This is a genomic window from Variovorax sp. 10L426 (genome assembly GCF_056395305.1).
This window is the reverse complement of the sequence record NZ_JBFTJF010000003.1, coordinates 46,542-72,275: the sequence shown is the minus strand read 5'-3', so window position 1 is coordinate 72,275 and position 25,734 is coordinate 46,542. Positions and strand designations below refer to the sequence as shown.

26 protein-coding genes are annotated in these 25,734 nt (G+C 66.6%); 12 read left to right on the top strand and 14 right to left on the bottom strand.

What is annotated here, in order from left to right:
- Window positions 1–193 precede the first annotated feature (193 nt).
- Both rnk and AC1DHL_RS04980 read left to right on the top strand, forming a co-directional pair.
- Window positions 194–595 (top strand): nucleoside diphosphate kinase regulator, encoded by a 402-nt coding sequence (rnk, locus tag AC1DHL_RS04985; RefSeq protein WP_478161055.1) that lies wholly within the window; start codon window positions 194–196, stop codon window positions 593–595.
- A 12-nt stretch (window positions 596–607) separates the two neighbouring features.
- Entirely contained in the window at window positions 608–1,153 is a 546-nt protein-coding gene (locus AC1DHL_RS04980; RefSeq protein WP_478161053.1) for a hypothetical protein, read from the top strand.
- Here AC1DHL_RS04980 and AC1DHL_RS04975 read toward each other — a convergent pair.
- Together AC1DHL_RS04975 and AC1DHL_RS04970 are read right to left on the bottom strand one after the other, a co-directional pair.
- Window positions 1,135–1,485 carry a hypothetical protein gene (locus AC1DHL_RS04975; RefSeq protein WP_478101474.1) on the bottom strand — a complete coding sequence of 117 codons (351 nt, stop codon included), beginning with the start codon at window positions 1,483–1,485 and terminating at the stop codon, window positions 1,135–1,137. The two genes, AC1DHL_RS04980 and AC1DHL_RS04975, sit on opposite strands and share 19 nt — an antisense overlap.
- A gap of 154 nt (window positions 1,486–1,639) precedes the next feature.
- On the bottom strand, window positions 1,640–2,554 hold the full coding sequence (locus AC1DHL_RS04970; RefSeq protein ID WP_478161051.1) for a hypothetical protein: 915 nt from the start codon (window positions 2,552–2,554) through the stop codon (window positions 1,640–1,642).
- A gap of 39 nt (window positions 2,555–2,593) precedes the next feature.
- Between AC1DHL_RS04970 and AC1DHL_RS04965 the strand changes: the two genes are divergently transcribed.
- Entirely contained in the window at window positions 2,594–3,754 is a 1,161-nt protein-coding gene (locus AC1DHL_RS04965; protein ID WP_478161049.1) for an NAD(P)/FAD-dependent oxidoreductase, read from the top strand.
- Between the two features lie 9 nt (window positions 3,755–3,763).
- Here AC1DHL_RS04965 and AC1DHL_RS04960 read toward each other — a convergent pair whose 3' ends face one another.
- Complete coding sequence (locus tag AC1DHL_RS04960) at window positions 3,764–4,642, bottom strand: LysR family transcriptional regulator (RefSeq protein ID WP_478161047.1); 879 nt, start codon at window positions 4,640–4,642, stop codon at window positions 3,764–3,766.
- Window positions 4,643–4,775: 133 nt separating this feature from the next.
- Here AC1DHL_RS04960 and AC1DHL_RS04955 point away from each other — a divergent pair, with 133 nt between their 5' ends.
- The 6 genes from AC1DHL_RS04955 (at window position 4,776) to AC1DHL_RS04930 (ending at window position 11,721) form a co-directional block, all read left to right on the top strand.
- On the top strand, window positions 4,776–5,756 hold the full coding sequence (locus AC1DHL_RS04955; RefSeq protein WP_478161045.1) for a DMT family transporter: 981 nt from the start codon (window positions 4,776–4,778) through the stop codon (window positions 5,754–5,756).
- A gap of 84 nt (window positions 5,757–5,840) precedes the next feature.
- Entirely contained in the window at window positions 5,841–6,869 is a 1,029-nt protein-coding gene (locus AC1DHL_RS04950; RefSeq protein ID WP_478101463.1) for a TRAP transporter substrate-binding protein, read from the top strand.
- Window positions 6,870–6,919: 50 nt separating this feature from the next.
- On the top strand, window positions 6,920–8,767 hold the full coding sequence (locus AC1DHL_RS04945; protein WP_478161420.1) for a TRAP transporter large permease: 1,848 nt from the start codon (window positions 6,920–6,922) through the stop codon (window positions 8,765–8,767).
- A gap of 19 nt (window positions 8,768–8,786) precedes the next feature.
- Window positions 8,787–9,875, top strand: coding sequence for a LacI family DNA-binding transcriptional regulator (locus AC1DHL_RS04940; RefSeq protein WP_478101462.1), 1,089 nt, complete (start codon window positions 8,787–8,789; stop codon window positions 9,873–9,875).
- Window positions 9,872–10,903, top strand: a complete 1,032-nt coding sequence (locus tag AC1DHL_RS04935; protein ID WP_478161043.1) for a hydroxyacid dehydrogenase — start codon at window positions 9,872–9,874, stop codon at window positions 10,901–10,903. Before AC1DHL_RS04940 ends, AC1DHL_RS04935 begins: the two co-directional genes overlap by 4 nt.
- The gene (locus AC1DHL_RS04930; protein WP_478101458.1) at window positions 10,900–11,721 is read left to right on the top strand and encodes an amidohydrolase family protein; all 822 of its coding nucleotides are present in this window, start codon (window positions 10,900–10,902) and stop codon (window positions 11,719–11,721) included. The genes AC1DHL_RS04935 and AC1DHL_RS04930 overlap by 4 nt, the downstream gene beginning before the upstream one ends.
- A gap of 22 nt (window positions 11,722–11,743) precedes the next feature.
- On the opposite strand, the gene AC1DHL_RS04925 is transcribed toward AC1DHL_RS04930, so the two are convergent.
- The 3 genes from AC1DHL_RS04925 to AC1DHL_RS04915 form a co-directional block, all read right to left on the bottom strand.
- Window positions 11,744–11,932 (bottom strand): hypothetical protein, encoded by a 189-nt coding sequence (locus AC1DHL_RS04925; protein WP_478161041.1) that lies wholly within the window; start codon window positions 11,930–11,932, stop codon window positions 11,744–11,746.
- Between the two features lie 106 nt (window positions 11,933–12,038).
- Complete coding sequence (locus tag AC1DHL_RS04920; RefSeq protein ID WP_478161039.1) at window positions 12,039–13,610, bottom strand: cation:proton antiporter; 1,572 nt, start codon at window positions 13,608–13,610, stop codon at window positions 12,039–12,041.
- 36 nt (window positions 13,611–13,646) lie between these two features.
- The gene (locus tag AC1DHL_RS04915) at window positions 13,647–13,979 is read right to left on the bottom strand and encodes a hypothetical protein (RefSeq protein ID WP_478161037.1); all 333 of its coding nucleotides are present in this window, start codon (window positions 13,977–13,979) and stop codon (window positions 13,647–13,649) included.
- 165 nt (window positions 13,980–14,144) lie between these two features.
- On the opposite strand from AC1DHL_RS04915, the gene AC1DHL_RS04910 reads away from it, so the two are divergent.
- The 3 genes from AC1DHL_RS04910 to AC1DHL_RS04900 are packed head-to-tail and all read left to right on the top strand — an operon-like array spanning window position 14,145 to window position 16,412.
- The gene (locus AC1DHL_RS04910) at window positions 14,145–15,032 is read left to right on the top strand and encodes a S1C family serine protease (protein ID WP_478161035.1); all 888 of its coding nucleotides are present in this window, start codon (window positions 14,145–14,147) and stop codon (window positions 15,030–15,032) included.
- The gene (locus tag AC1DHL_RS04905; RefSeq protein ID WP_478161033.1) at window positions 15,029–15,406 is read left to right on the top strand and encodes a response regulator transcription factor; all 378 of its coding nucleotides are present in this window, start codon (window positions 15,029–15,031) and stop codon (window positions 15,404–15,406) included. The genes AC1DHL_RS04910 and AC1DHL_RS04905 overlap by 4 nt, the downstream gene beginning before the upstream one ends.
- Window positions 15,407–15,413: 7 nt before the next feature.
- Entirely contained in the window at window positions 15,414–16,412 is a 999-nt protein-coding gene (locus AC1DHL_RS04900; protein ID WP_478161031.1) for a S1C family serine protease, read from the top strand.
- Between the two features lie 9 nt (window positions 16,413–16,421).
- Here AC1DHL_RS04900 and AC1DHL_RS04895 read toward each other — a convergent pair whose 3' ends face one another.
- From AC1DHL_RS04895 to imuA, 8 genes are all read right to left on the bottom strand, one after another.
- A complete protein-coding gene (locus AC1DHL_RS04895; RefSeq protein ID WP_478101444.1) occupies window positions 16,422–16,622 on the bottom strand; it encodes a hypothetical protein in 201 nt (66 codons plus the stop codon).
- Window positions 16,623–16,674: 52 nt separating this feature from the next.
- Window positions 16,675–17,169 carry a hypothetical protein gene (locus tag AC1DHL_RS04890; RefSeq protein ID WP_478101443.1) on the bottom strand — a complete coding sequence of 165 codons (495 nt, stop codon included), beginning with the start codon at window positions 17,167–17,169 and terminating at the stop codon, window positions 16,675–16,677.
- A gap of 11 nt (window positions 17,170–17,180) precedes the next feature.
- Window positions 17,181–17,672, bottom strand: coding sequence for a hypothetical protein (locus tag AC1DHL_RS04885; RefSeq protein WP_478161029.1), 492 nt, complete (start codon window positions 17,670–17,672; stop codon window positions 17,181–17,183).
- 11 nt (window positions 17,673–17,683) lie between these two features.
- The gene (locus AC1DHL_RS04880; RefSeq protein WP_478161027.1) at window positions 17,684–18,310 is read right to left on the bottom strand and encodes a hypothetical protein; all 627 of its coding nucleotides are present in this window, start codon (window positions 18,308–18,310) and stop codon (window positions 17,684–17,686) included.
- A 26-nt stretch (window positions 18,311–18,336) separates the two neighbouring features.
- Entirely contained in the window at window positions 18,337–20,049 is a 1,713-nt protein-coding gene (locus AC1DHL_RS04875) for a hypothetical protein (protein WP_478101437.1), read from the bottom strand.
- A gap of 96 nt (window positions 20,050–20,145) precedes the next feature.
- Window positions 20,146–23,520, bottom strand: a complete 3,375-nt coding sequence (locus AC1DHL_RS04870; protein ID WP_478161025.1) for an error-prone DNA polymerase — start codon at window positions 23,518–23,520, stop codon at window positions 20,146–20,148.
- Complete coding sequence (locus AC1DHL_RS04865; protein WP_478161023.1) at window positions 23,513–24,964, bottom strand: Y-family DNA polymerase; 1,452 nt, start codon at window positions 24,962–24,964, stop codon at window positions 23,513–23,515. The genes AC1DHL_RS04870 and AC1DHL_RS04865 overlap by 8 nt, the downstream gene beginning before the upstream one ends.
- Window positions 24,936–25,727, bottom strand: coding sequence for a translesion DNA synthesis-associated protein ImuA (gene imuA / locus AC1DHL_RS04860; protein WP_478161021.1), 792 nt, complete (start codon window positions 25,725–25,727; stop codon window positions 24,936–24,938). The genes AC1DHL_RS04865 and imuA overlap by 29 nt, the downstream gene beginning before the upstream one ends.
- Window positions 25,728–25,734: the final 7 nt, after the last annotated feature.

The following is a 25,734-nucleotide window of genomic DNA, read 5'->3' as shown; positions in this document are numbered from 1 at the left end:
CGCATCAACCGCCCCGCCGCAGCGAACCTCGCTGGCGCGGCGAGTTTTCGTGCGGGACTGCGTCAGCCGGCCGCACCCTTCCCAGCCCGGCGATCACCTCTTCCCCTTCTTTAGCGCAACCATCGATCGCCGGGCCTCAGCCCCGCGCGGTAGCGGCCGCCCCAGAGGTATCCGCATTCGACTGGAGTGCTCCATGCAAGCAACGATTCACGGCGAGCGCGTGCTCACCGAACTTGATCACGTCCGACTCACCAGGCTGCTCGACGCGAAGTCCCACAACAACCTCGAGGCTTTGCTCGACAACGCGGAACTGGTGGAGTCGCGCGATGTCCCTGCCGACATCGTCACGATGCATTCGCAAGTGACGATCGTCGATGCGCGCACCGGGCATCGCGACCAGATGACCCTTTGCTATCCACGCGAGGCCGATCCTGCCAAGGGCTTTCTCTCGGTGCTTTCGCCGGTCGGCATGAGCCTGATCGGGCTTCGCCTCGGCGCCACGGCCACATGGAAGACGCCCGGGGGCGAAGAAGGCAGCGCCAAGGTCGCGGAGATCCTCTACCAGCCAGAGGCCAGCGGCGAATACACGAGCTGAGCGAGCCGCCGCATGAGCATCGGCACGCGCCGTACCCTGGCGCTCGACGACCATGAACTGGCCTCCTACCCGCTTCGGCAATCGCTGTCGGTGGATGCGCAGAAGCTCGCGTCACTGCGCGAGAGTGGCGCAGCGGAGTGGCTCTCCAAGCCGGAACGCCATCTGCTGGTGGACGACGGCAAGCAGTTCACTCTCTGCGCGGCCAACGAGCAGGCGCTGGATGAAGCGACGCCCCTGGTCGCCGCCGCGCTCGGTGCCTCGGCGCGATTCGATGCGCCGCGCGCCCATTGCGCGCTTCGCGCGCACGACGGCGTAGGCCTCCAGCCGGTGATGTTCGTCCGCATCCGGGCGCCGCATGCGCACGCCGCGCGGGTACGCGAAGAATTGCATCGCCGCGGCGCACGCGTCGTCGAGGAAGATGTGCAGGGCGACCGCATCGTGGTGCGCGCCGAAGCGCGTCTTGCCGACCTGATCGGCTACACGAAATTCCTGCGCGAAGCGACGAACGAGAGCGCGGAGCTCTGGAGCTGGCTCGTGCGCTATGAGACCGACACCTGAGCGGCCACGTCCTCCTGCGGGGACTGGATGGCCGCTGGAAGCGCTTCGAGAGCGTCCTGGTACTTGGCCAGCAACTCGCGAACGACGGCATCCGGCTGGCGCGCCAGCCGCGTCACCATCTGCTCGCCGACGCACAGGCCTTCGTAGCGGATGTAGACACGCGGAAAGTAGGTCAGCGCCTCCGCCGCATCGCGAAGGCAATCGGCGAACGAAGTCAGCCCCAGGTCGACGTAGCAGGCTTCGGGGGGAGGCTCGCCCCGCGCGCGAGTGGCGCGCACGGTGTAGGTGTATGAACGCTCGCCTAGCTTGCTGATTTCGAGAACGGGCTGCATGGCGGTTTCCTTGTGATCGTTGCGCCAACAAGGGCACTGTTTCGGCGGGCCGTTCTTAGTTTACGTTCTGTCGCACCTGTGACAAGGTGACTACGACTTCCGGCCAGGGTCGCGGCGTCAGCGGTGCGTCAGGTCCCGGGCACGTTCACCTTCTTCAGTCGTCGATTCCGGGCAGCGAGTCCTGCAAATCGTCTTCGAATCCGGCCACGGGCTGCGCCTTGGCCAGCGCCATCCAGACTGCGAAAGGCATGCGCGGCAACGCGCGATGCACCGCCGAGCGCGCGACCACGAGCCGCTCCGCCTGCGCGACCAGTACGCCGCATTCGGCCGGAATCTCGTCCGGCTCGCCGATGGGCCGGCCGCGTGCATCGCAGCCCAGCACGTACCAGCATTCGCCGCCGAGGTCGAGATAGGCGGCGCGCTTGTCGGGCTTGCGCAGATCGCTCAGGAGATCGGCCCTGCTGACCTTCACTTCATGCACGATGGGCTGCGCGTAGGCCTCCACGCTGGTGTTGCGAATGGAAAACAAATCCGGCCGCGCGATGCACCATCGGGCCTTGTCGCCTTCGCCAGCGGGCGGCAGTTGCGCACGCAGGCTCAGCCCGCGCCAGGCGATGCGGCCCGCGCGCGTCATCTCGCGTGCGATGCGCTCCACCAGCGCTTCGTGCCGCGACAACATGCCGCGGTTGGCGACCAGCGAGGTCGCGATGTGCGAGATGCCGGCGTCGGTCACGCGCAGCGTTTCATGGCCCTGCATGGAGCGGACGCGCTCCAGGAGGCCGGCGGCCAGCAGATCGACCTCGACGGTGTCGCAGCACGGCCAACCGGCAGATCGGTAGACATCGCGTAATCGGCGCGCGTGGATACGTCCGAGCGCCAGCGCACCCGGCGGCGGATCGGCCACTGGCGGCGGCGCGCCGGGTTCAACCCGCGGAGGGTCTGCCGCCGGAGGGTCGACCACGGGCGGCGGCGGCGGTGCGACAGGCGGCGGTGGCGTGGGCAGGTCGGGCGCCGGCGGCGGCGGGCCTATCGGTGTTGCGGCGTCGCGCTGCGTAGCGAAAGCGTTCATCGCGCTAGGTTAACGCCGCGGAGCCTTAGCATTCGCGTCATGACAACTTCCCCTCCTCCACAACAAGCCGATTTCCTCATCATCGGCGGCGGCATCGCCGGCGCTTCCGTCGCCCACTGGCTCGCGCCGCACGGTCGAGTGATCGTGCTGGAGCGCGAGTCGCAACCGGGCTACCACTCCACCGGCCGTTCCGCGGCGCTGTTCATGGAGAGCTACGGCACGCCGCAAGTACGTGCCCTCACGCTGGCAAGCCGTGCCTTCCTCGACAACCCGCCCGAAGGTTTCACCGAGCATCCGCTGCTCACACCGCGCGGCGCCATGATGGTCGCCGGTCCGGGACAGTTGCCTCAGCTTGAAGAACATTGGCAGGTGCTGCACGCCATGGCGCCGCATGCGCGCCGTCTGAGCAGCGAAGAAGCCTGCGCCATGGTGCCTGCGTTGCGCCCCGAGCAGGTGATCGGCGCAGCCTACGAGCCCGATGCCGCGGACATGGATGTGCATGCGATCCATCAGGGCTACTTGCGCGGCATGCGACGTGCCGGCGGCAAGCTGGTTTGCGACGCTGAAGTCACGGCCATGACGCGCGAGCAGAGCCAATGGCGCGTGAAAGCGGGCGGCCATGTGTATGAAGCGCCAGTCGTCCTGAACGCGGCCGGCGCCTGGGTCGACGTCATCGCGCGGCTGGCAGGCGTGCAGCCGCTGGGCATCGAGCCACGGCGTCGCTCCGCCTTCATCTTCGAGCCGCCCAGGGACATGGACATCTCCGGCTGGCCCCTGGTCCACGGCGCCGAGGAGAACTGGTACATCAAGCCCGACGCCGGCATGCTGCTCGGTTCGCCGGCCAATGCCGATCTCGTCGATCCGCAGGATGTGCAGCCGGAGGAGATGGACATCGCGCTGGCGATCCACCGCATCGAGGAAGCGACCACGCTTGCCATCCGCCGGCCGACGCGCATCTGGGCCGGGCTGCGGTCCTTCGTGGCCGATGGCGACCTGGTCGGCGGTTTCGACGACGAAGCGCCGGGCTTCTTCTGGGTTGCCGCGCAAGGCGGCTACGGCATCCAAACTTCGGCGGCGATGGGCGAAACTTGCGCCGCCCTCGCGCGCGGGATGCCGGTACCCGCGCATCCTGCATCCTTCGGGATCACTGCGGAGATGCTCGGCCCCGGTCGCCTGCGACGGGCGGCTGCCGGCAACTGACTTCCGCCCTCAAGCCCAGGCTTCCAGCACCGCGCCCCGCACCGCATCGACCGCCGCGGTGCGTGTCCCGCCGGCAGGCGCGACCCAACAGAGCCACGTATGCGATCGCCAGCCCTGCCAGATGGCCAATTCGCCTTGGCGCTCGGCCTGCTCCGCCTGGTCGAGACGCATCAGCCCCGCACCCAGCCCGCTGGCGATCATCGCGCGCATGGCGCTTTCGCCGTCGGCCGTCTGCGTCGGACGGTACTCGCGGCCGATGCTCGCGAACAGGCCGTCCAGATGCGCGCGCATGACGCATGACGGCGGCGTGCCGACCCACGGCAGGCTGGTCAGGGTTTCGAGATTCAGCGCCGGGTGCGCTTTCGCGAGCGACGGCGGCAGCGTGACGACCAGATCGACAACGCCGAGCCGCTGCACCGCCAGGCCATCGATCTCTTCGCTGTCGCTCAGCGCGTAGGCGCAGTCCAGTTCGCCGCGCCGAACGCCTTCCAGCGTCTGGTACGACAGCCCTTGCTGAAGTTGCAGCGTCACCTGCGGATGGCGCTCGGCCAGCTTGACCAGCACATGGCCCAGCCGCAGCGCCACCGGGTCTACCACGGTGCCGAAGCGGACCACGCCCTGCGCCGCCCCACGGATCTGCTCCGCCGTCGAGCGCATGCGCATCGCCGAAGCCAGTGTGCGCTCGGCTTCTTCGAGCAGGCTCAGGCCGGCTTCGGTCGGCGTCATGCCGCGCGGCGTTCGGTCGAAGAGCTTGACGCCCAGCTCGTCCTCCAGCGCCTTGAGCTGCGCGCTCACCGCCGGCGCGCTCGTGAACACACGCTCGGCCGCGCGGGTCAGGCTGCCTTCCCGGGCGATCGCCACGAAGGTCTTGAGTTGATAGAGCTCCATGCCGCAAATTGTGCGTGTATCGGCCGACCGCGGCCATTCGCAAATCCTGAGGGCCCTGTCCAAAGAAACGAATGGCCGGCGGCGGCTTCGGCGCCCATGCTTCAAGGCATCGATTCAACGCCTGAGGCACCCCATGACAACCCAACCTCGCTCGCTCGGCATTGCCGCCCTGCTACTTGCCACTTCCGCATGGGGCGGCATGTTCCTCGTCAGCAAGGGTGTGCTGCATCACGTGGACCCGTTCTGGCTCACGCTGATCCGGTACAGCCTTTCCGCGATGCTGTTCATCGCGTTGCTCGTGCCGCGCGGTGCGACGCCGTGGCTCAAGCTGCGGGCGCATGCGATGCCGCTGGCGATTCGCGGTCTTGCGGGCTTCGGCGTGTTCAGCGTCATGCTGCTGACCGGGCTGGCCCACTCCGTGCCTTCGCACGGCGCGATCATCATGGCCACCACGCCGATGACGACGCAGCTATTGCGCTGGGCGCTCGACGGCGTTCGCCCCACCAGGGCCACGGTGCTGACCAGCCTGCTGGCGCTGGCGGGCGTGATCATCGTCTCGGGGGCGCTCTCGTCGCATGGCGCGCAAGCAGGCGAATCCACCGCTTTCGGCGACGCGATGGCCTTCGTGGGCACGCTGGGCTGGGTCTGGTACACCCGCGGCGCCGCGCAGTTTGCCAACAAGCTCGACGTCGTGGAATACAGCGCGCTCACCGTGCTGGCCTCCTGGCCGCTGCTTCTGATCGGCGCCGTCGTCGCCACCGCCGCAGGATTGGCCGAGGTTCCGAGCGGCGCGGGGCTGATGTTGTCGTGGCACGCGCTCGCCTATGTGGGCCTGATCTCTTCCGCGGTGGCCGTGCTGGCCTTCAACTTCGGCGTTCGGACCATGGGCGCGGTCACCGGCACCGCCTTCCTGAACTTCGTTCCGGTCTCGGCTCTGCTGATGAGCGTCGCGCTCGGCAAGCTCCCTTCGGGCAACGAACTGCTGGGGATGGCGATGGTGGTCGGCGCCCTTCTGATCCACACCGCCAGCACGCGGACGAAGGCCGCCCTGCCCGTCCGCGCGGCCCGGCCGGTGCGGGCGCAAGCCCGCGGCGTTTGCGGCGCCGCATCATGACGCCATAGGGAGGGAAGACCCGGATCTCCGAGTGCTCGTAAATCGATACAGTAAATCGATACACAAGCACCACGGAGACAAACCATGGCTTCGATCTCTCGCCGTCAGTTCGTGCAGGCAGGCTCCGCGGCATCCGTTGCCGCCATCGCCGGGTTTCCAGCCATCACCCGCGCGCAGCAGGTCGTCTCGCTGCGCTTTTCGTCCTCGATGCTGGCGGACGACAACGCCGCGCACTACGTCTGGTACCAGCGCCTTCAGAACAACCTGCAGGGCAGCGTGGGCGACAAGATCAAGCTCGACTACTTTCCCAACAACCAGTTGGGCAAGGAAAGCGACGTGGTGCAGCAGGTCAAGGTCGGCTCGGTCGACATGATGGTGTCCGGCTCGTCGATCTTCGCCACGGTCTCGCCCGAACTCGGCATGCTCGACCTGGGCTACCTGTTCGACAGCTATGCCCACGCCGGCAAGGTGCTGGAAGGTCCGGCCGGCAAGACCCTGAGCGACCTGCTGGAGAAGCGCTCGGGCATCGTCATCCTGACCTGGGCATCGCATTTCGGCGCCCGCAGCGTCTACACCAAGGCGCCCGTCCGGTCGCTGGCCGAGATCAAGGGCGTCAAGCTGCGCGTGCTCCCGACGCCGGCATTCATCGAGACCTTCAAGCTGATGGGCGCGATCCCCACGCCCATCCCGTTCGGCGAGCTCTACATGGCGGCACAGACCGGCGTGGTCGACGGCTTCGAGCATGACGCCGCGACAGTGCTCGCGAGCAAGCTCAACGAAGTCGTGAAGTCGTGCTGGCTCACCGAACACCTGTTCAGCCCGATGGTGGTCGTGATCGGCAAGCGCGGCATGGACAAGATTCCCGCCGAGCTGCGCCCTGCCTTCCTCAAGGCGGTGAATGACGCAACGCTGCAGCAGCGCGCCGTCGCGGAAGACAAGGGCAAGGCTGCGGTGGAAGAACTCAAGCGCAAGGGGATGACCTTCTTCCCGATGTCTCCTGCGGATCGCGCCACGGTCCGCAAGGAGATGGAAGCCAACCTCTGGGCGGGCTTCGCCAAGCAATACCCCGTCACCGCCCCGCTCTTCGCCGACGTCAACGCTGCCCGGGTCTGACCGTGGCGGCGATCGTCGACCCAGTGGAGACGCGCCACGTACCGGCCTCGCTGGGATTTCGCCATGACACGACGTCGGGCGCGTGGCTGGGCACCCTGAACCGCTGGACGGAGTACGTCTCGGGCGCCGTACTGGCCGCCGACGTGATGGTGGTGTTCGTGTCGGTCGTCTTTCGCTACTTCCTGCACGACCCGCTGGACTGGGCCGAGGAGATCGCCCGGGCGTTGATGATCGTGCTGGTCTTCTTCGGCGCGGCCACGGTACTGGCGCGCAGCCAGCACGTGGGCATCGACCTGTTCCGGCAGATGCTGCCGGGGCACTGGCAGCCGGCGTTGATCCAGGTCGGTCACTGGATCATCGCGGGTGTCGCGGCCAGCCTCTTCGTCTCGTCGGTGCTGCTGCTGGTCGACACCTACGACCAGACCACGTCAATCGGACTGCCGCAATGGCTGTATGTCTATCCGGTGGTGGTCGGCAGTCTGTTCATGACGCTGTTCGGCATTGCGAATGCCGTCAACGGGCCGCGGCGCGTGGTGGCCGGCACGCTGCTCGGATGCGCCGCACTGGCTGCCATCGTCTTCGGCTGGAACACGCTCGTGCCCGCCCACGCGATCCCCCACGGCCTGCTGCTGGCAACGGGTTTCATCGGCGCCCTGGTGCTCGGCGTGCCGATCGGCTTCGTGCTGGCCTTTTCGTCGCTGCTCTATTTCCTCTCCGACCCCTCGCTGCCGCTGCTGATCTACTCGCAGCAGGTCATGGCGGGGACGGACCATTTCGTGCTGCTGGCCATCCCCTTCTTCGTGCTGGCCGGTCTCCTGATGGAAGCCAACGGCATGTCGTCCCGGCTGATCGAACTGCTGCTGCGGGTGTTCGGCCGCGTGCGCGGCGGGCTGGGCCTGATCACCATCACCGCGACGGCCTTCTTCTCGGGCGTCTCCGGCTCCAAGCTGGCCGACATCGCGGCCGTCGGCGGCATCGTGATGCCCGCGGTGCGCCGCACGCGCCAGGACCCCAACGAGGCTGCGGGGCTGCTGGCCTGCACCGCCGTCATGGCCGAGACGATCCCGCCTTGCATCAACATGATCATCATGGGCTTCGTGGCCAACATTTCCATCGCCGGGCTGTTCATGGCAGGCCTGGTGCCTGCCGTCGTGTTGGCAATGTCCCTGGCTGCCCTGACGGTGATCGTCGGCCAGAAGATCGACCCGGACCAGGCGTTCGAGCAACGCACGCCACTGCTGAAACTGCTCGGCGGCGCGCTGGTCGCGATCGTCATGGTGGGCATGATCGGCAAGGGCGTGACCTCCGGCGTCGCCACCTCGACCGAGGTGTCGGCCTTCGCCGTGATCTACGCGCTGGTGGTCGGTGGCCTCGCGTTTCGCGAACTGACCGTGCGCGCGCTGGCGCAGCTCTTCGTGCGTTCCGCGTCGATGGCGGGCGGCATCCTCTTCATCGTGGCGGCGGCGTCGAGCGTGTCGTTCGCGCTGACGATCGAGCAGATCCCGCAACTCGTCTCGGGCGCACTGATCGCGTTCGCACACCAGTACGGCAGCACGATGTTCCTGATCGTGTCGGTCGCGATCATGATCATCTTCGGCGCGGTCCTCGAAGGCGCGCCCGCACTCATCATCTTCGGGCCGCTGCTGACGCCCATCGCACAGCAACTCGGCATCCATCCCTTGCACTTCGGCACCGTGATGGTCATCGCGATGGGGCTGGGCCTGTTCGCGCCGCCGATCGGGCTCGGCCTTTTCGCCACTTGCGCGATTACCGGCACGCAAGTGAAGGATGTGGCGCGGCCCATGATGAAATACCTGGCAGTCCTTCTGGTGACGCTGGTCCTGCTGGTGCTCGTGCCGGCGTTCTCCCTGTGGCTCCCGAACCGGCTCGGGCTGTAGCCGACATCAGGACAACCGAGTGCCCACGATCCAGGACGTCGCCCGCCATGCCGCCGTGTCGATCAGCACGGTCTCCAACGTGCTTAACGGGAGGACCGACCGCATGCGCCCCGACACCCTCGCGCGCGTCAGGGAAGCGATCCAGACGCTCGGTTTCCGGCCGAGCACGCTGGCCCGACAGCTCAAGACCGGGCAGACCCCGCTGCTGGGTTTGCTGGTCCCCTCGATGGCCAATCCGATGTATGGCTACATCGCCCGCGAGATCGAGACCGTCGCGCAGGAGCAGTACGGCTTTCGCCTGCTGATCGGCAGCACCTACCGCGACAGGCAAAAGGAAAACGCCTTCTTCGAGGACCTGCTGGCGCAAAGCGTCCGCCGCGTGATCGTGATCTCGTCGCTGGCCGACGAGCGGCACTTCGAATCCGCCGTCGAGCGCGGTCTCGTCGTGGTCAGCTACGACCGCGGCGCGACGCCCGGAAAGCGCTCGAAGGTTGCCCACGTCATGCCGGACAACTTCGAGGCGGCGCGCATGGCGACCACCCATCTCATCGAGAAAGGCCACCGGCAGTTGGCCTTCGTCACGGTCGCTGGCATGACGATGAGCCGCAGCGCCAAGATCGACGGCTTCCATGCCGCAGCCGAAGCCGCTGGCCTGCGGGACAGCGCACGGGTTCTCGATGGCGGCCCGCTGAACGAGTACGGCGATTCGGTGATCGCCGAAGTCGGGCGCGCGACGGCGCTGCGGATTCCCGAACTGCCGAATCCGCCAACGGGCATCGTCGCGCTCAACGACCTGATGGCGCTCGGGTTGATGTCGGGGCTGCGCGAGGCCGGCCTGCGTGTGCCGCAGGACGTTTCCGTGGTGGGCATCGATGGCCTTTTCCTGGCGGCGCTGTCGAACCCGACACTCACGACCGTACAGTTGCCGATACGTGAGATGGCGCGTGCGATGGTCGAACGGGCGATGAAAACGGGCGCCGATCTTGCGCAGGAAGAGCACGAGATGGTCTTCACCTCGAACCGGCTGATCGAACGCGAATCCGTCGCACCCCCACCCGGGCACAAGCCCCGCCCGACGAGATCGAAGGCGGAGAAGGCGCCCACATGACCACTGTTTTCGTCACGCATCCGACGGACAAGTTCGCGCACTACTTCGGGCCTCGGGCCCTGCTGGCGCTCGAATCGATCGCGCAGGTCCGACTCAACCCGCAGCCGCGCGACCTGTCGACCGCCGAACTCGTCGTCGCTGCGCGGGACTGCGATGCGCTGATCGCCTACCGCCAGACGCCCGGCCCCGAAACCCTCTTTCGCGAACTGCCTCGATTGGCGGCATTCATGCGATGTGCAGTCGATATCCGCACGATCGACGTCGAGGCAGCGAGTTTGCACGGCGTGCTGGTGACGCAGGCCAGCCCGGGCTACACCGCTGCGGTTGCGGAATGGATCATCGCGGTGATGATCGATCTGGGGCGAGGCATCGGACGCTACACGCGTGCCTATCACCGCGACCAGCCGCTCGCGCCTTTCATGGGCCGCGAATTGCGCGGTTCAACGCTGGGGGTCATCGGCTTCGGCCAGATCGGGCAGTACCTGAGCGATCTGGCGCTGGCCTTCGGCATGCGCGTGCTGGCCAACGACCCTCATCCGGTCGCGGAGCATCCGATGCTGAAACACGTCCCGCTGCCCGCGCTGCTGTCGCAATCGGACTTCGTCGTCTGCCTGGCGCCCGCCAATGCGCAGACGAACGGGATGATGAACGCGCAGGCCTTCGCGTCGATGCAGCGCGGCGCCTTCTTCGTCAACGCGGCGCGTGGCGAACTGGTTGATGAGGCTGCGTTGCTCGAGGTGCTGGATTCGGGCCATCTTGGCGGCTGCGCGCTCGACGTCGGCCGCGCGCCCGACCAGATGCCGAGCCCCACGCTCGCCCGTCATCCGCTGGTGATCGCGACGCCGCACATCGGCGGACTCACCCTGCCCGCCGTCGAGCATCAGGCGCTTGAAACCGTCGCGCAACTCGCCGCATTGATCCAGGGCGAGTTGCCGACGGGCGCGGTCAACGCGGCGCACGCCACGCGATGGCGGCGCTGGTCTCATGCGCACGCGAACGCTGAACAGCCGCCGGGATTTCCATCATGAGCACGCCAGTGCAACCACCCGAAGACGCATGCGACTGCCACGTCCACGTCTACGAAGACGCGTACCCGCTTGCGCCGACCGCGACCTTCAAGCCGCCCCATGCACCGGCCGAGGCTTGCGAGCGCGTGCAACAAGCCCTGGGCTTCACCCGCGTGGTCGTGGTGCAGCCCACCGGCTACGGATTCGACAACCGCTGCACCTTGGCGGCACTCGCTCGACTCGGTGCAGGCGCCCGCGCCATCGTCGTCGTGCCGCACGACGTGACGGACGACGAACTCGCGCGCCTTCATACGGCAGGGGTGCGCGGCATTCGCTACATGATGCTGTCGGGCGGCGGCCTGCTGCCCTGGTCGACACTGGAGACGACGGCCGCGCGTATCGCTCCGCTCGGCTGGAACATCAATCTGCAACTGGACGGACGCGACCTGCCGTTGCACGAAGCGATGCTGAATCGGCTTCCCGGCCGGCTTGCCATCGATCACATCGGCAAGTTCCTGGGCCCAGTGGCGCTCGACAGCGAACCCGTTCTCTGCCTGCGTCGCCTGCTCGACAAGGGCAACTGCTGGATCAAGCTCTCCGCGCCCTACGAAAGCTCGCGAAGCGGCCCACCGGACTACGCGGATGTTGCCCCGATCGCGCAGATGCTGGCGAAGCACTATCCCGAGCGCTGCCTGTGGGCCAGCAACTGGCCTCATCCCAACGTCCATCCGGCCCCCTCCGAAACCAGCCTGCTGGCGTGGTCGCTTCGGTGCGTCCCAGACGATGCCGGACGCCGCAGGATGCTCTCGGACAACCCGGCCGAGCTCTATGGCTTCTGACAAAGAGCGAACGGGACCGAAGCTAGAAGTAATCGAGTCCGGCCACCACCATCAGCGCGACGCCCGCAGAAACGCTCGCCCAGTGGGCCACATTCGCGAACAGATCCCAGCCGCAGTACCTGTCCTCGGCGCTGCGCGCGAAGAACTCGGCGATGGGATCGGCGCCCCTGTTGCCAACATCGATATCGGTCCGTTGAAAGTCCAGAAACATGACTGCCACCTCGTGCTCCATCGTAGGGTCGCAATCAGTTTTGCTTCGATGAAAAGAGGGGGAGAGATTGATGCGGACGGCGCATCAATAGAGGGTCATGGAGACCTCACTCCCGCCTGCCACCACCCGCGCTCAGCTCGGCCCAATCAAGTTCCTGCACCAGCACGCGAAAGGCATCGTCGCCGATCACGTCGTCGCGCCGCATCTCGAACGCGCGCTGCCGGGCGACCGCAATGGCACGGCGCCTGAGCGGCCCGCCGGGCACTTCGTCGAGGCGCGCCTCGTTCGCATCGCTGGTGTTCAGTTCGACGACCGCAGCGTATTCCTTGCGCAGCAGCTTCGCGGAAAGGGTGTCGTCGTCCTTGATCGCATCGAGCAGCGCGCCGTATGCATGCGCACGGCCGAGACGGACCTCGCGACCGACCGGGTCGTCGTCGGTCAGGCCCAGGCGCCTGATCAACGGGCCGATCGTCAGTCCCTGCAGCACCAGCGTGCCGAGCACCACCGCGAATGCACACAGCAGGATCAGGTCGCGATACGGGAATGGCGATCCGTCCGGCAGTGTCTCGGGAATCGCGAATGCCGCCGCCAAGGTGACGATGCCGCGCATCCCCGCCCACGAGAGCACGACCGCGCTGCCGACCACCGGCCTCGGCGGCGCGGTTTCGGCCTCGCCCGCACGACTCTGGCGGTGGTGCGTCAATGCCTTGTAGCTCATCACCCACGCGAAGCGCGCTGCGATCGTGACGCCGAGCACCACCGCCGCGGTCACGATCGCATCGGTGCGCGAACCGCCGGCCTCGAGCCGCTGCCAGACCGGACGCAACTGCATGCCGATCAGGACGAAGGCAAAGGCGTTCAGCACGAAGACGACCGTCTCCCACACCGCGAAGATCGGCACGCGCATGTGCGCCGGCATCTGCGCGCCGCCACGGCGCGCGACCGTCATCGCATACGCCACAAGCGTCAGGATGCCGGACAGGCCGATGGCCTCGGCCGCAATCCAGACGCCGAAGGTGAGCGAGAACTGCACGATCAGCGCGATCGGCACCTCGCGCAGGCCTGACGTCAATGGCCGCAGCACGAAGGCGCAGCCCACGCCCGCCGCGAGGCTGCCGAAGACGGTCAGCAGAAACACCGGCGCGAAACTTCCGAAGCCGAGGTGGCCGGCCAGCACGGTCATGATCGCGAGCCGGTAGACCAGCAGCGCGCTCGCGTCGTTCAACAGGCTTTCGCCTTCGAGGATCTTCAGGAGCTTGTGCGGCAGCTTGACCTGCCGCATCACGGCGGTGGCAGCGGCGGCGTCAGGCGGCGCGACGATCGCGCCCAGCGCGATGGCGACCGGCCACGGCATCTCGGGCACCAGCCAGCGCACGGCGAGTGCGACAGCGACCACCGTCGTTCCGACCGCGGCAATGACGAGCCCGGCGATCGGACGCCAGTTCAGCCGCAGGTCGCGCAACGAGGTGTCGTAGGCTGCATCGAGCAGCACCGGCGCGACGAAGAGCGTCAGCGCGAGTTGGGGGTCGAGCGTCCAGTTCGGGCTGGCGGGCACGAATGCGAGCGCGGCGCCGCCAAGCGCGAGGAAGGTCGGGTACGGTGCGCCGACCTTGCGTGCCAGCGCCGCCAGCAGCGCCGCGCCGAGCAACAGCACGATGATCCATTCGAACGTGGCCATGGTGGGGTTGTGTCCTGCGCGTTGGACAGGCCGGGCTCAGCCTTCGGCCCGTTCGTAGCCCACGAACGGGCCGAAGAAGACCATTTCGTGGTCGAAGCCGTCGACGATTTCGTTCTGCTTGGGAAGCTCGTCGATGAATTCCGGCCACGATTGCGCCACGTGGCTCGACCATTGGCGGGGGTCGAGCCGCGTGATGGGCCCCTGCGTGTCGAGGAATTCGAAGCCCTTCGACGTGAGCCTGGTCACGGCAACCCTCACAGCGGAATCCTGATCATTTGCCGTCACATAGGCCGACACATAGGCGCCGGCGAGCGTCCTGGGTATGTCGCCATTGGAGCCTCGCCCCAGCTTGAAATTGATCAGGAACAAGCCGCGCCTCGGCGCCGGCCGCTTTGACTTGAACAAGCCAAACATCGGTTTCACCCCCTCGAATAGAGCCGGTATCGTAGCGTTCCGGCGGATCGACCCTGCCCATCAGGGCAGTGGCGCGAGGCCCTTGTGGCTTCACACAATGAAGCCATCTAAGGAGCTTCCATGGCCGATACCACTGTTTCTTCCCCTCTCGAACAATTGTCGGCGGCGATGGCCGACGCGGTGGCTGCCGCATCGGGCAGCGTCGTCGCCGTGCATGCCGGGCGTTCGCGCACCAGCGGCTTCGCCTGGCGCGACGGGCTGATCGTCACCTGCGAAGAGGCGTTGCCCGACGACGCGACGGACCTGTCGGTCCACCTGCCGGGCGGCGCGAGTGCTCAGGCGACCCTCGTCGGGCGTGATCCCGGCACCGACATCGCCCTGCTGCGCGTCGATGGCGCGCCACCCTCCCCGATCGCGTTCGACGCAACGCCGGTGCGTGCCGGTTCGATCGCACTCGCGCTCGGGTCGGTCGCCGGCACCCCGGTCGCCGCCGCCGGGGTGGTCGCGCTGTCCGGCCCCGCGTGGCGCAGCCTGCGCGGCGGTGAAATCGAAGCGCGGATCGAACTCGGACTGACGATGCGCCGCAGCGCCGAGGGCGGACTGGCGCTCGATGCGCTCGGCCGTGCCATCGGCATGAGCGTCTTCGGACCGCGCCGCCGCGTGCTCGTGATTCCGGGCGCGACGATCGAACGCGTCGCCGCACAGCTCGCCGCTCACGGGCGGGTGCCGCGCGGCTATCTGGGCGTGGCGCTCCAGCCCGTGAAGGTCGAGCCCGACGCCATCGGCGCGATGGTCATGGGCGTCGACCGCGACGGACCCGCCGCGGCGGCTGGACTGCACCAGGGCGATGTGATCCTGGCCTGGAACGGCGAGCCGCTGCGCAGTGTGCAGATGCTGCTGCGCGCACTGGGGCCGGCGAGTGTCGGGACCATCGTGAAGCTGTCGCTGCAGCGCGCCGGCGGCTCCGTCGAAGCCGAGATCACCATTGGCGAGAGGCCCGCCGATTGAACAAGACGAGCGTCACGGAACCGATCGTGATCGCGATCGACATCGCCGACGCCGAGTTGTCGGAGCGGCTGCTCGGGCTGCTCGCGGAGGTGCCCGGCCTGCGCATTGCGCGACACGGTGAGCCGGCGGATGTAGAGATCGTTCAGGCGGACGCAGCGCCCGCCAGCGATGCCGACACCACCCTGACCCGGCGGGAACTCGAAGTGCTGGCCCTCATGGCCGAAGGCGCATCGAACAAGGCGATCGCGCGGCGGCTGGGCATCTCGGTCCACACGGCCAAGTTCCACGTCGGCTCGCTGCTCGACAAGCTCGACGCCACCGGCCGCACGGACGCGGTGGCACAGGCGGTCCGGCAAGGCGTCATTCATCTTTGAGGTTCTCATGTTCGACGACAACTCACCTTCCATCCTCCCCAGCGGCGACGAGACCGAGCCAAGCCAGGACGCGCTCATCGACGCGTACTCGAACGCGGTCGCGACGGTGGCCGACAACGTCGGCCCGGCTGTAGTGCGCGTGCAGAGCGGCTCCGGCCGGCGCAGCGGTCTCGGCTCGGGCGTGGTCATCGCCGGCGACGGACTGGTGCTGACCAACAGCCATGTCGTAGGCGGCGCGCGCCGGGTGCGCATCGGACTTGCCGACGCCGGCGACAAGGAAGCCGAGGTCCTCGGCGACGACCCCGCCACCGATCTCGCGCTGCTGCGTGTGGAGTTGCCGCGCGGCGTCGTCACCGCGACGCTCGGCGATTCGAAGATGCTCAAACGCGGGCATCTGGTCGTCGCCATTGGCAATCCGCTGGGCTTCGAATCGACCATCACGGCCGGCATCGTCTCGGCGCTGGGTCGCTCGCTGCGTTCGCAGAGCGGGCACCTGATCGACGACGTCATCCAGACCGACGTGGCGCTCAACCCGGGCAACTCCGGCGGTGCGCTCGTGGCTGCATCAGGGCTGGTCGTAGGCATCAACACGGCCATGATCGCTGGTGCACAGGGCCTCGCGTTCGCGGTGTCGAGCAACACGGCGCGATTCGTGATCGGCGAGTTCATCGCCCACGGCCGCGTCAGGCGCGCGCATCTCGGCATCGCGGCGCAGACGGTGCCCTTGTCGCGGCGTGTGGCGCTGGCGATTCATTCTGGCGCGCACGCCGTGCGCATCGGCGAAGTGCAGGCCGGCGGCGCGGCGGATCTGGCGGGCCTGCGTGTGGGCGATGTCCTTGTTGCGCTCGATGATGTCGTGGTGGCGGGCGCGGATGATCTGTTGCGTCTGCTGGGTGCGGATCGCATCGGACGGCCCGTCCAGATGTCGCTGCTTCGCGAAGGCAGGCTCATCAAGCGGACGGTGACGGCGCAGGAGCGGCCCGTGCCGGCGCCCGCGCGGAGCTAGAACGCGCGGCTACACAGCGATGGCGGCTTCGACGTCGCGGTGGAACTTCGCCGAGCGCCATTCGGTCGCGCCGAAGCGCAGCGCCTGGTTTGCACCACTGGCCAGCGTGGACTGAACCGACACACCGAGCGCGAAGTCTTCGTCGAGTGCGCTCCAGAACGATTCGACGTTCTTGCGCCAGTAGTTGATCGACTTCTCGGTCTCGGGCAATCAGCGACGCTGCGCTGGATGAGGACTTCGGCGCGCCGGAAGACGCCGCTGTTTACGGCTCGCAGGTGTCGCCGCTTGGGTAGGTAGTACTGCTGCCGAAACTCGCCTTGTTGTATTGCATGTACCGCTCCGCCCGCTGGCGGGTGTTTGCTGTCATAGCTTCGATTTTGTCGGTCACTGGATAAGAATCGCTGCGGACCGGTGCAAATCGATCGCCGGCACATTTTGTAGACGCCATCAGCCCTTCACCTGCGCGCTGTACGGCAGCCTTATCCGCCGGGTCAACAAGGAGGGTCTGCTGCAATGCTCTTGCCTTTTGCATGAGCGCCTTGCGCTGTGCCTCGGTCACGTTGAGCGTATTGATCCAAGCCTCGATGTCGTCGCGCACGCCGTTCTTGTTAGCGTCCTGCCCGGCGATATCGGACGAGCGGTCCAGCGTCGGATAACCTCCCTTACGCTCCAGTTGTTCGCCGGACCCGCCACCACTACCGCCATCGCATGCCGTGAGCATCGCCGCCAGGAAAAAGCCACCGATGAGCGGCTTCAAGGGCGCAGACATCAAGGCTCGCAGGTGTCGTGATTGGGCAGCGTTGTGACGCTTCCCGAACTCGCCTTGTTGTATTGCATGTACCGCTCCGCGCGCTGGCGAGTGTTCGCGGTCATGGCCTCAATTTTTCCGTTGAGCCGAGAAAATTCCACATAGGGAGTGAATCTATCGCCGCCACAGTTGGTTGATGCCATGAGTTCTTCGCCAACACTCTGTACAGCAGCCTTGTCCTTGACATCGACAAGAAGAGTCTTTTGCAATGACCTTGCCTTTTGCATGAGCGCTTTGCGTTGTGATTCGGTCACGTCGAGCGTATTGATCCAAGCCTCGATGTCGTCGCGCACGCCATTTTTGTTGACGTCCGGCCCGGCGATATCGGATGAGCGATCCAGTGTGGGATAGCCTCCCTTGCGCTCCAGTTTTTCGCCGGACCCGCCACCACTACCGCCACCGCATGCCGTGAGCATCGCCGCCATGAAAAAGCCACCGATGAGCGGCTTCAAGGGTGCAGCCATCAAGGCTCGCAGGTGTCGTGATTGGGCAGCGTTGTGCTGCTGCCAGAGCGCGCCTTGTTGTATTTCATGTACCTCTCTGCGCGCTGGCGGGTGTTCGCGGTCATGGCTTCGATCTTGGATGACAGTGCGTAAGAGTCTCCCGGGGTGGGCTCAAACCTATCGGCGCTGCAGTTAGTTGAAGCCATCAGTCCCTCGCCGGCTCGCTGCACCGCCGCCTTGTCGCCGACGTCAACTATCAGCGTCTGCTGCAATGCCTTCGCCTTCTGTATAAGCGCCTTACGCTGCGCCTCGGTGACGCTGAGCGTATTGATCCAAGCCTCGATGTCGTCTCGCACGCCGTTCCTGTTGGTGTCCGGCCCTGCAATGTCGGACGAGCGATCCAGTGTGGGATAGCCTCCCTTGCGCTCCAGTTGTTCGATCTGCTGCGTGAGTGTGAGACCGCCCGGAGCGGTGGGCGAGGTGACGGATGACGAGCCAGATGACGATTCGGACGAACTGCCCGTCAAGGACGCGGAAGAACCGGAGCCCGTCGCGGAGAAGCCAGAGTTGCTATTTCCACCCCCACAAGCCGCGAGCATCGCGGCCAACAGAAAACCGCCGACAAACGACTTCAAAGACACTTTCATTTTCATTTCTCCCTTACTTCAAAAACTCAGAGTGAGCCGAACACAGTCTGAACCATGCCGTTGATCTTTTCGCGCGCTGCGCGGGTCGCGTCGAGATAGGTGCCGACCAGGGTGTGACCGCTCAAATCGCTCTTGCTGATCGGCAGGTTGATGTTGTTCGACGCCACGGAGTTGATGCCTTGAACGCGCAATCCATTGATGACCAGATCAATGTCGGCCAGCAGGTGTTCGCCTCGCAAGGTGGGTGAAGCTGGAGCGACATGAACCACACCGGCCCCGGTGTCTGGATGGCTACTGCGAAGTCCATCGTAGGCACTGTTCACGAAGAGATTGCCTTGTGAGTGCGCGATAAGCGCGAAGGAATGATCTTCGTCGGCCAAGCTCCTGAGCTTTTGGAGTTGACCAGCCACGTCAGCCGCGGTGGGCGGATTACTGAGCATCTGCGAGTAGCCGCTGAACATTTGTCCGAGCATGGCATTGAAAGTTGCGTCCAACAGTTTGGCCAATGCCGTGCCGCCGGTGGCTAAACCATTCAGCAGGCGATCGGTGAGGGAATCGCCCGAGGCGTGTTTGCCCGCAAGCAATTCCCAATAGTGTTCCCATCGGTTGTCGAGCACGCCGTCCAGTTCCTTGCCACGCTGGATGAATACTTCGGCAATGTCTTGCAAGGTACTATTTCCGTTTCCTGTGCCCGTCTGGTTGTAGAAGTTCTCGTAGCGCAATTCAGACCCTTGATAGGTCGGACCGATAAGCCCTTTAAGAGCCCTCAATCCTTGAGACGCCTGCTCATCCGTATTCCACACCCCATTGAAAAACCCAACCACAATCGGCGCCATCCTCAGCTCCACCATCGCCGGCTCCGCGCAGCCCCGGCATGTGGCGCGGATGGTATCGACGCGTGCCTTCTGGAAGCTCCCCGGAAAGTAGTAAGTCGCGCCGAAACCGCCGCCATTGTTCGCAAGGCCGGTCGTCGGTGTCAGCGTGCCGGGCACACCTTCACTGGGAATCACCGAGAGTTCGACGGGCTCGCCGGACGCTCCTCGGCCGGACCCGTCGTTGAGGTAGACAGCGACCTTCAACTCGACCGGTTTACTTGCGCCGCCGGGCTTGAAGGTCGTTCTCGAAGCGGTCAACTCGATCCTGCGGGGCAAGATGCAGTGGCCGCCGCTCGCCATGTGCGGCGTACTTCCTTCGGGGCAGGTGCATGTGGTGTGGTCCAGTGACTTGACGTATTGCACTCGCACTGAGCCGAACGGCGGCGGCTCTGTATTTGGGACGTCGCCGCATATCGGGGCGATGTAGTAGCCAATATCGCCTGGGTACTCGACCTCCGACCCGTCGGGGTCCGCATAGGTGCAGGCTCCCGCGGGTAAGTCTGAGCAGTAGGAAGTAGCAAGGCTGGTGCAGTACTTGAAGGCACCGCGGAACCCGCGAATGAGTTTCTGGTTTTCCGCCTGACAGGCTTCTGCCTCCGTGGCGACGTTGAACAGGGGCGGTCTTTTTTCCCTATCGGCGTCGTAGAGGTCCCATTGTTCGGCATATCTGGCCGGCCATGTCACTGGAGCCGCATGGCCGGCAATTCCATGCAATGCCAGGAATGCCAGAACCACCCAGGATGCTGGCGCGATGACTGCTGCGAGCCATCTGCGCAATAGGCCGGCATTGCTTAAGGCAAAGCCCGGAGCGGGGAACGCACGGAAATGCGATCGGCCCTGCGCCGACCGCGAACGGTTCGTCATATTGAATCTCCCTGAATCTCTTTTTTACCGACGCAGATGCGCGTCGGCGCAGTCACTATAAGCCGAGGACGGTCACGCGAAGCGAGCCTGCCTGAGTCAATGGAAATCCCGGCTCCTGTTGCTTTGCGCGAGCCGCCCCAGCAGCGGCGTCAGATCCCTGAACCCCGTCGCCACCACGTGCCGCACCTCGCCGCCGCTGTCCTCGTCTCGCTGCCAGGTGCCCTGCACTGCCAGCAGCTTCGACTTGAGCAGCGGCTCGCGCCAGGCCTCGATCACATGGCTCCAGACGATCACGTTGACGTTGCCGGTCTCGTCCTCGAGCGTGACGAAGATGGTGCCGTTGGCGGTCTGCGGGCGCTGGCGGCCCTGGACGATGCCGCAGGCGCGCACGGTCTGGCCGCTGGGCAGCGAGCGCAGTTGCTCCGCGCTCATCAGGTTCATGCGGGCCAGCCGCGAGCGCAGCAGCGCCAGCGGATGGCGGCGCAGCGTGAGTCCTAGCGCGGCATAGTCGCCAACGATCTCCTCGCCCTCGGGCGCGACAGGCAGCTGCAACGCGGGCTCGTTGATCGGCACGCCCTTGAGCAAGGCCGGCGCGCGGCGCTGCGCGGTCGCATCCCACACCTGCTGGCGGCGATGGCCCGAGAGCGACATCAGCGCATCGGCCGCGGCCAGCGCCGCCATGTCCTTGCCGTCAAGTTCGGCGCGCAACGCAAGGTCTTCGGTGCTGGTGAAAGGCGCCTGCGCACGTGCGGCCAGAAGACGTTGGGCGCCGGCATCGCTGAGGCTTGAAACACGGCGCAGACCCAGGCGCACGGCGGGCTGCTCCGGATGGCCCAGGCGATCGGCATGGCGCGCCTCCGTGCCCGGGGGCATGCGCGGCGCACCGGGTGCATCAGGCGAACGGGCTTCGAGGCTGCTGTCGAATTCGCTCCTCGTCACATCGACCGGCCGCACCTCGACACCATGGCGCCGCGCATCCTGAACGAGCTGCGAAGGGCTGTAGAAGCCCATCGGCTGGGCATCGAGCAGCGCGGCCAGGAAGCAGGCGGGTTCGTGGTGCTTGAGCCAGGCGCTCACGCACACCAGCAACGCAAAGCTCGCGGCATGGCTTTCGGGAAAGCCGTAATCGCCGAAGCCCAGCACCTGCTTGAAGATCGCTTCGGCAAAGGGGCGCTCGTAACCCCGCTTGACCATGCCGTCCACGAGCTTGTCGTGGAACTTGCCGAGGCCGCCCTTGCGCTTCCAGGCGGCCATGGCGCGGCGCAGTTGATCAGCCTCGTCGGCCGTGAATTCGGCCGCGATCATGGCGATCTGCATCACCTGCTCCTGGAAGATCGGCACCCCCAGCGTGCGCTCCAGCGCGGGCCGCAACTCTTCCTTCTCGTACTGGATCGGAAGCCCCTTGCGCAATCGTTCGCGCTGCTTGAGGTAGGGATGCACCATGCCGCCCTGGATGGGCCCGGGCCGCACGATCGCGACTTCGATCACCAGGTCCTCGTAGGTGCGTGGCTTGAGTCGCGGCAGCATCGACATCTGCGCCCTGCTTTCGATCTGGAACACGCCGACGGTGTCGGCGTCGCAGATCATGTCGAACACCTGCTCATCATCGTTGGGGACCTGGTGCATCTGCCGAGCCGTGCCGCGCCAGTGGTTCATGAGTTCGAGCCCACGCCGGATGGCGCTGAGCATGCCCAGCGCGAGCACATCGACCTTGAGCATGCCCATGGCTTCGAGGTCGTCCTTCTCCCACTGGATGACGGAGCGGTCTTTCATCGACGCCTTTTCCACCGGCACCAGGCGCGTGAGCCGGGTGTGGGTGAGCACGAAGCCGCCGACATGCTGGCTCAGGTGGCGCGGAAAGCCCTTGAGCTCCCCCGTGAGCTCGATCCATTGCCGCAGCTTGAGTTCATCTTCCTGCACGCCCACGCGCTCGGAGGCGGTGCGCAGTTGCTCGCCGAGCACGGCCTCGTCGAACCAGTAGTGGTCCTTGGCGAATTCATCGACCAGCCGCGCGTCGATGCCGAGCGCCTTGCCCACGTCGCGCAGTGCGCTGCGTGTGCGGTAGCAGATCACGACGGCGGCGATGGCGGCGCGTTCGCGGCCGTATTTCTTGTAGATGTACTGGATGACCTCTTCACGTCGCTGGTGCTCGAAGTCGACGTCGATGTCGGGCGGCTCGTGGCGATGGCGGCTCAGGAAGCGCTCGAACAGCAGGTGGCCCTTGTCGGGCGGGATCGCGGTGATGCCGAGGCAGTAGCAGACCGCCGAATTGGCCGATGAACCACGGCCCTGGCAAAGGATGTTCTGCGAACGGGCGAAGCGCACGATGTCTTCGACGGTGAGGAAGAACATCTCGTATTCGAGTTCGAGGATCAGTTGCAGCTCGCGCTGTACCTGACGGCATACGTTCTCGGGGATGCCCGACGCATATCGCTCGAGCGGATAGCGCTTGAGCGCGCCCTCCCAGGTCTTGCGCACCAGCGTCTGCGCCGGCGTCTCCCCGTTGCCCACGCTTTCGAGCGGGTACTTGTAGTTCTCCCGGATCACCTCGGGATCGAAGCGGCAACGCCGCGCCACCTCGAGCGTGTTCACCAGCATCTCGTCGGTATAGAGACCGGCCAGCCGCACGCGCTGCCGCAGATGGCGCTCGGCATTGGACTGCAATGCGAAGCCGCATTCGGCCACGGTCTTGCCTTCGCGCACGGCGGTCAGTACGTCCTGCAGCGGCTTGCGCGCGCGTGCGTGCATGTGCACGTCGCCGGCCGCCACGAGCGGCACGCCGGCCCGCTCGCCCGCCTCGACCAGCGTGACGAACCAGAGGTCGTCGTCGAGTTCGTTGAGCATCTCCACGGCCAGCCAGAGATTGCCGTCGAACAGCGTCCTGGCGGCCGACAGGTCTTCGTGCAGCTGCTCGACATCGACCGCGCCGCCGGGCTTTCGATCGGGCACGAAAAGAATCTGGCAGCGCTGCAGCGAGGCCACGTCGCTGTCGTCCCAACTCACGCGGTATTCGCCCTTGGGCAGTTCGGTATTGCGCGCGGCGGTGATGAACTCGCAGAGGTTGCCCCAGCCTTCGGTGTCGTTGGCGATCACCACGAGCTTGAAGCGCTCGAAGCGGAACTCGCTGCCGAACAGCAGGCGGAAATCCGGGTTGCGCGGAATCGGCGGCTCTTCAGGGTGCTCGCGCTCGTAGACGTCGAGCTCGGCGGGCAGTTCGCGCAGGCCGACGTGCGCACGCACCACGCCGGCCACCGAGCATTCGTCGGTGATCGCAAGTGCTGAGTAACCGAGCTGGTAGGCGCGCTCCACCAGTTCCTCGGGTGTGGAGGCGCCGCGTTGAAAGCTGAAGTTCGTGAGGCAATGCAGTTCGGCGTACCCCGGCAGGCCGGGCACGGGCGGCTGCCGCTGCGGCAAGGCATGCACCTCGGCGAGCGTGAGCGCGCGGGTCTTCTTGTCGCTGAGTTCAGGCATAGAGGCCTTGCAGATACCAGCGCACCTCGCCTTCAGCGAAGCAGGCGGTCGAGCGCTCGCGGAAGATCCACACCAGGCCGGCCTCGGGGCTCTCGGCGACGTAGTAGTCGCGAACTGCCGGGCGGCCGCCCTCTTCCACGCCGCCCCACCAGCCGGCTTCGACCCGCTGCGGACCGATCAGCCTGCGCAGCGGTCCGCAGTAGTACGGGCGCTCGCCGTCCATGTCGAGGCGCAAGGGTTCGGGAAGAAGCCAGGTCGGATAAATTGGCACACCCCCAGGTTGGCTCACTTCGTGTAGCCGCCCACCCCCTTGCAGGGGGCAACACCTGTGGCCCGGCAAAGCCGGTTCCACGGTGTTTCCGGAACGGGCCTCGCTGCGCTGGCCGGGGGCGCGACCCCTGTGCAAGGCGGGCTGCCAGGCCTGCATGCGCTCCGGCCGGTGATCGGCCTGCGCCGTGGGAACGAGCACTTGCTGCGGACCGAGCCGTGCGCTGAGCCGCTCGACCATTTCATGGAGCTTGTCGCCCTTGCGGTTGTCCTCCGGCAGGAAGCTCGTGCTGGCGCCGGCCCACGGATCGGTTTCGAGCGAGCGCAGCCGCAGCCAGCTCGCGGGCGCTGCCAAGGTGGTGAGCGCGAGTTTCTCGGCCAGCAGCCGGCGCAGGTGCGCCATGTCCTGCGTGGGCTCGGCAGTGCGCACGGTGATGTGCTGGTGCGGCGGCAGGTTCACGCCGTTGAAGCGCTTGAGGTCGAGCGTCCATTGCAGTTCGAGCGCACGTGCGCCGCGCTGGCGTGCGCGCAGCCAGATCTGCAGCGCCGCGAGCAGGCGGTTGGCCGACCACATGAGTTCGTTGGCGCCCTCGGCCAGCGCGGGCAGTTCGAGCTTCTGCTCGAACACATCGGGCAGGCTGAGCCACGCATGGGTTTCGGGGCGCAAGCCCCAGGCCATGTCGAGCGCCTCGCGCAGCCCGGCGCCAAAGCGCCGCGACAGGCCGCCGCGCGGCAAGGCGGCCACATCGCCCCAGGTGCGGCAACCGAGCCGCGCGAGCAGTTCAAGGTGATCACGCGCGGCGCTCAGTGTGTCGAGCGGCAGGCCGGCGGGCATGTCGTCGGGGCGATGCTCACCGCGCACAAAGAGGCGCAGCCGCGCCAGCGCCTCCAGGCTGGTCGCGCCCTGCGCGCCTTTCAGGGCCGCATCGGGCGCGGGGTTGGCGTTGGATATCTGGCGCATCAAGCCCAGCCGACCGCCCCACAGTCTTTCGCAGGCGGAGACTTCGAGCATCAGCGCTTCGTCCTGCCAAGCCACGTGCGGCGTGAATTGCAGCGCCCACCAGCCCAGGGCTTCGGTGGGCGGCAGGGGGCCATTTGCGCGACCCGCACCCCCTGCAGCCGGCGCAGCCCAGCCCAGAGGTGGGCTTTCACACCACTGCAAGGCGATCCAGTGCATGGCGTCCTTCCTTCCACGCATCGATGCGCACCACGGTGGCCGCATCGCCCGCCGGCGCCGTGCCCTGCTGCTGCAGGCGAATCTTGCGGCGCAGCCGGGCGGCGGCGAGCAAGGCGCTCATGCGCTCGCTGCGCGCCGGCAGCACCACCGGCGTCGCGAGCGGCGGACCGCGGCGCTTGAGGATGTGGAGTTCGATCTGCGCCGCATCGGCCGCGCTGCGCACGATGTGCAGCCGCAGCCGTGCCGGAGAAGCCGCATGCGCCACCGCCTCGGGCCGGCAGACGAAAAGCAGCGCATCATGCTGCGCCGCCGCCAGTTGAAGCCGCCGCAATTCGCCGACCCGGGCCTGCGGCAGCCAGGCCAGCACGGCGCCGACATCGGCGCAGCGCAGCGCCTGCTCGCAGGCCCACAGTCGGGCGGCCGCGGCGTCGCTTCGGACCCACATCAGCGCTTCGGGCCGCAGGCCGTGCGCGGCGAGCGAGGCGCCGAAGGGCTCGCAGGGCGCGCCGATCAGCACCACCGGGCCGTCCCGCGCTTCCGCTGCCTGCACCAGGCCGGGCAGCACCAACTGCCAGACAGGGTCTTCGGGCGCGGCCTGCAGCAGTTCCGTCATGGCGCCGACCGGCCAGCCGCCCCCCGGCAGCTGCGCGTCAAGCGCAGCGTGGCCGGTGCCGATGACCTGTGCGTCGGCGCTGCCGAGCTCGTCGGCATGCCAGACGCCGCGACCGGCAGCAAAGGAAGAATCGAGGAAAGGGAGGCCCATGATGAAA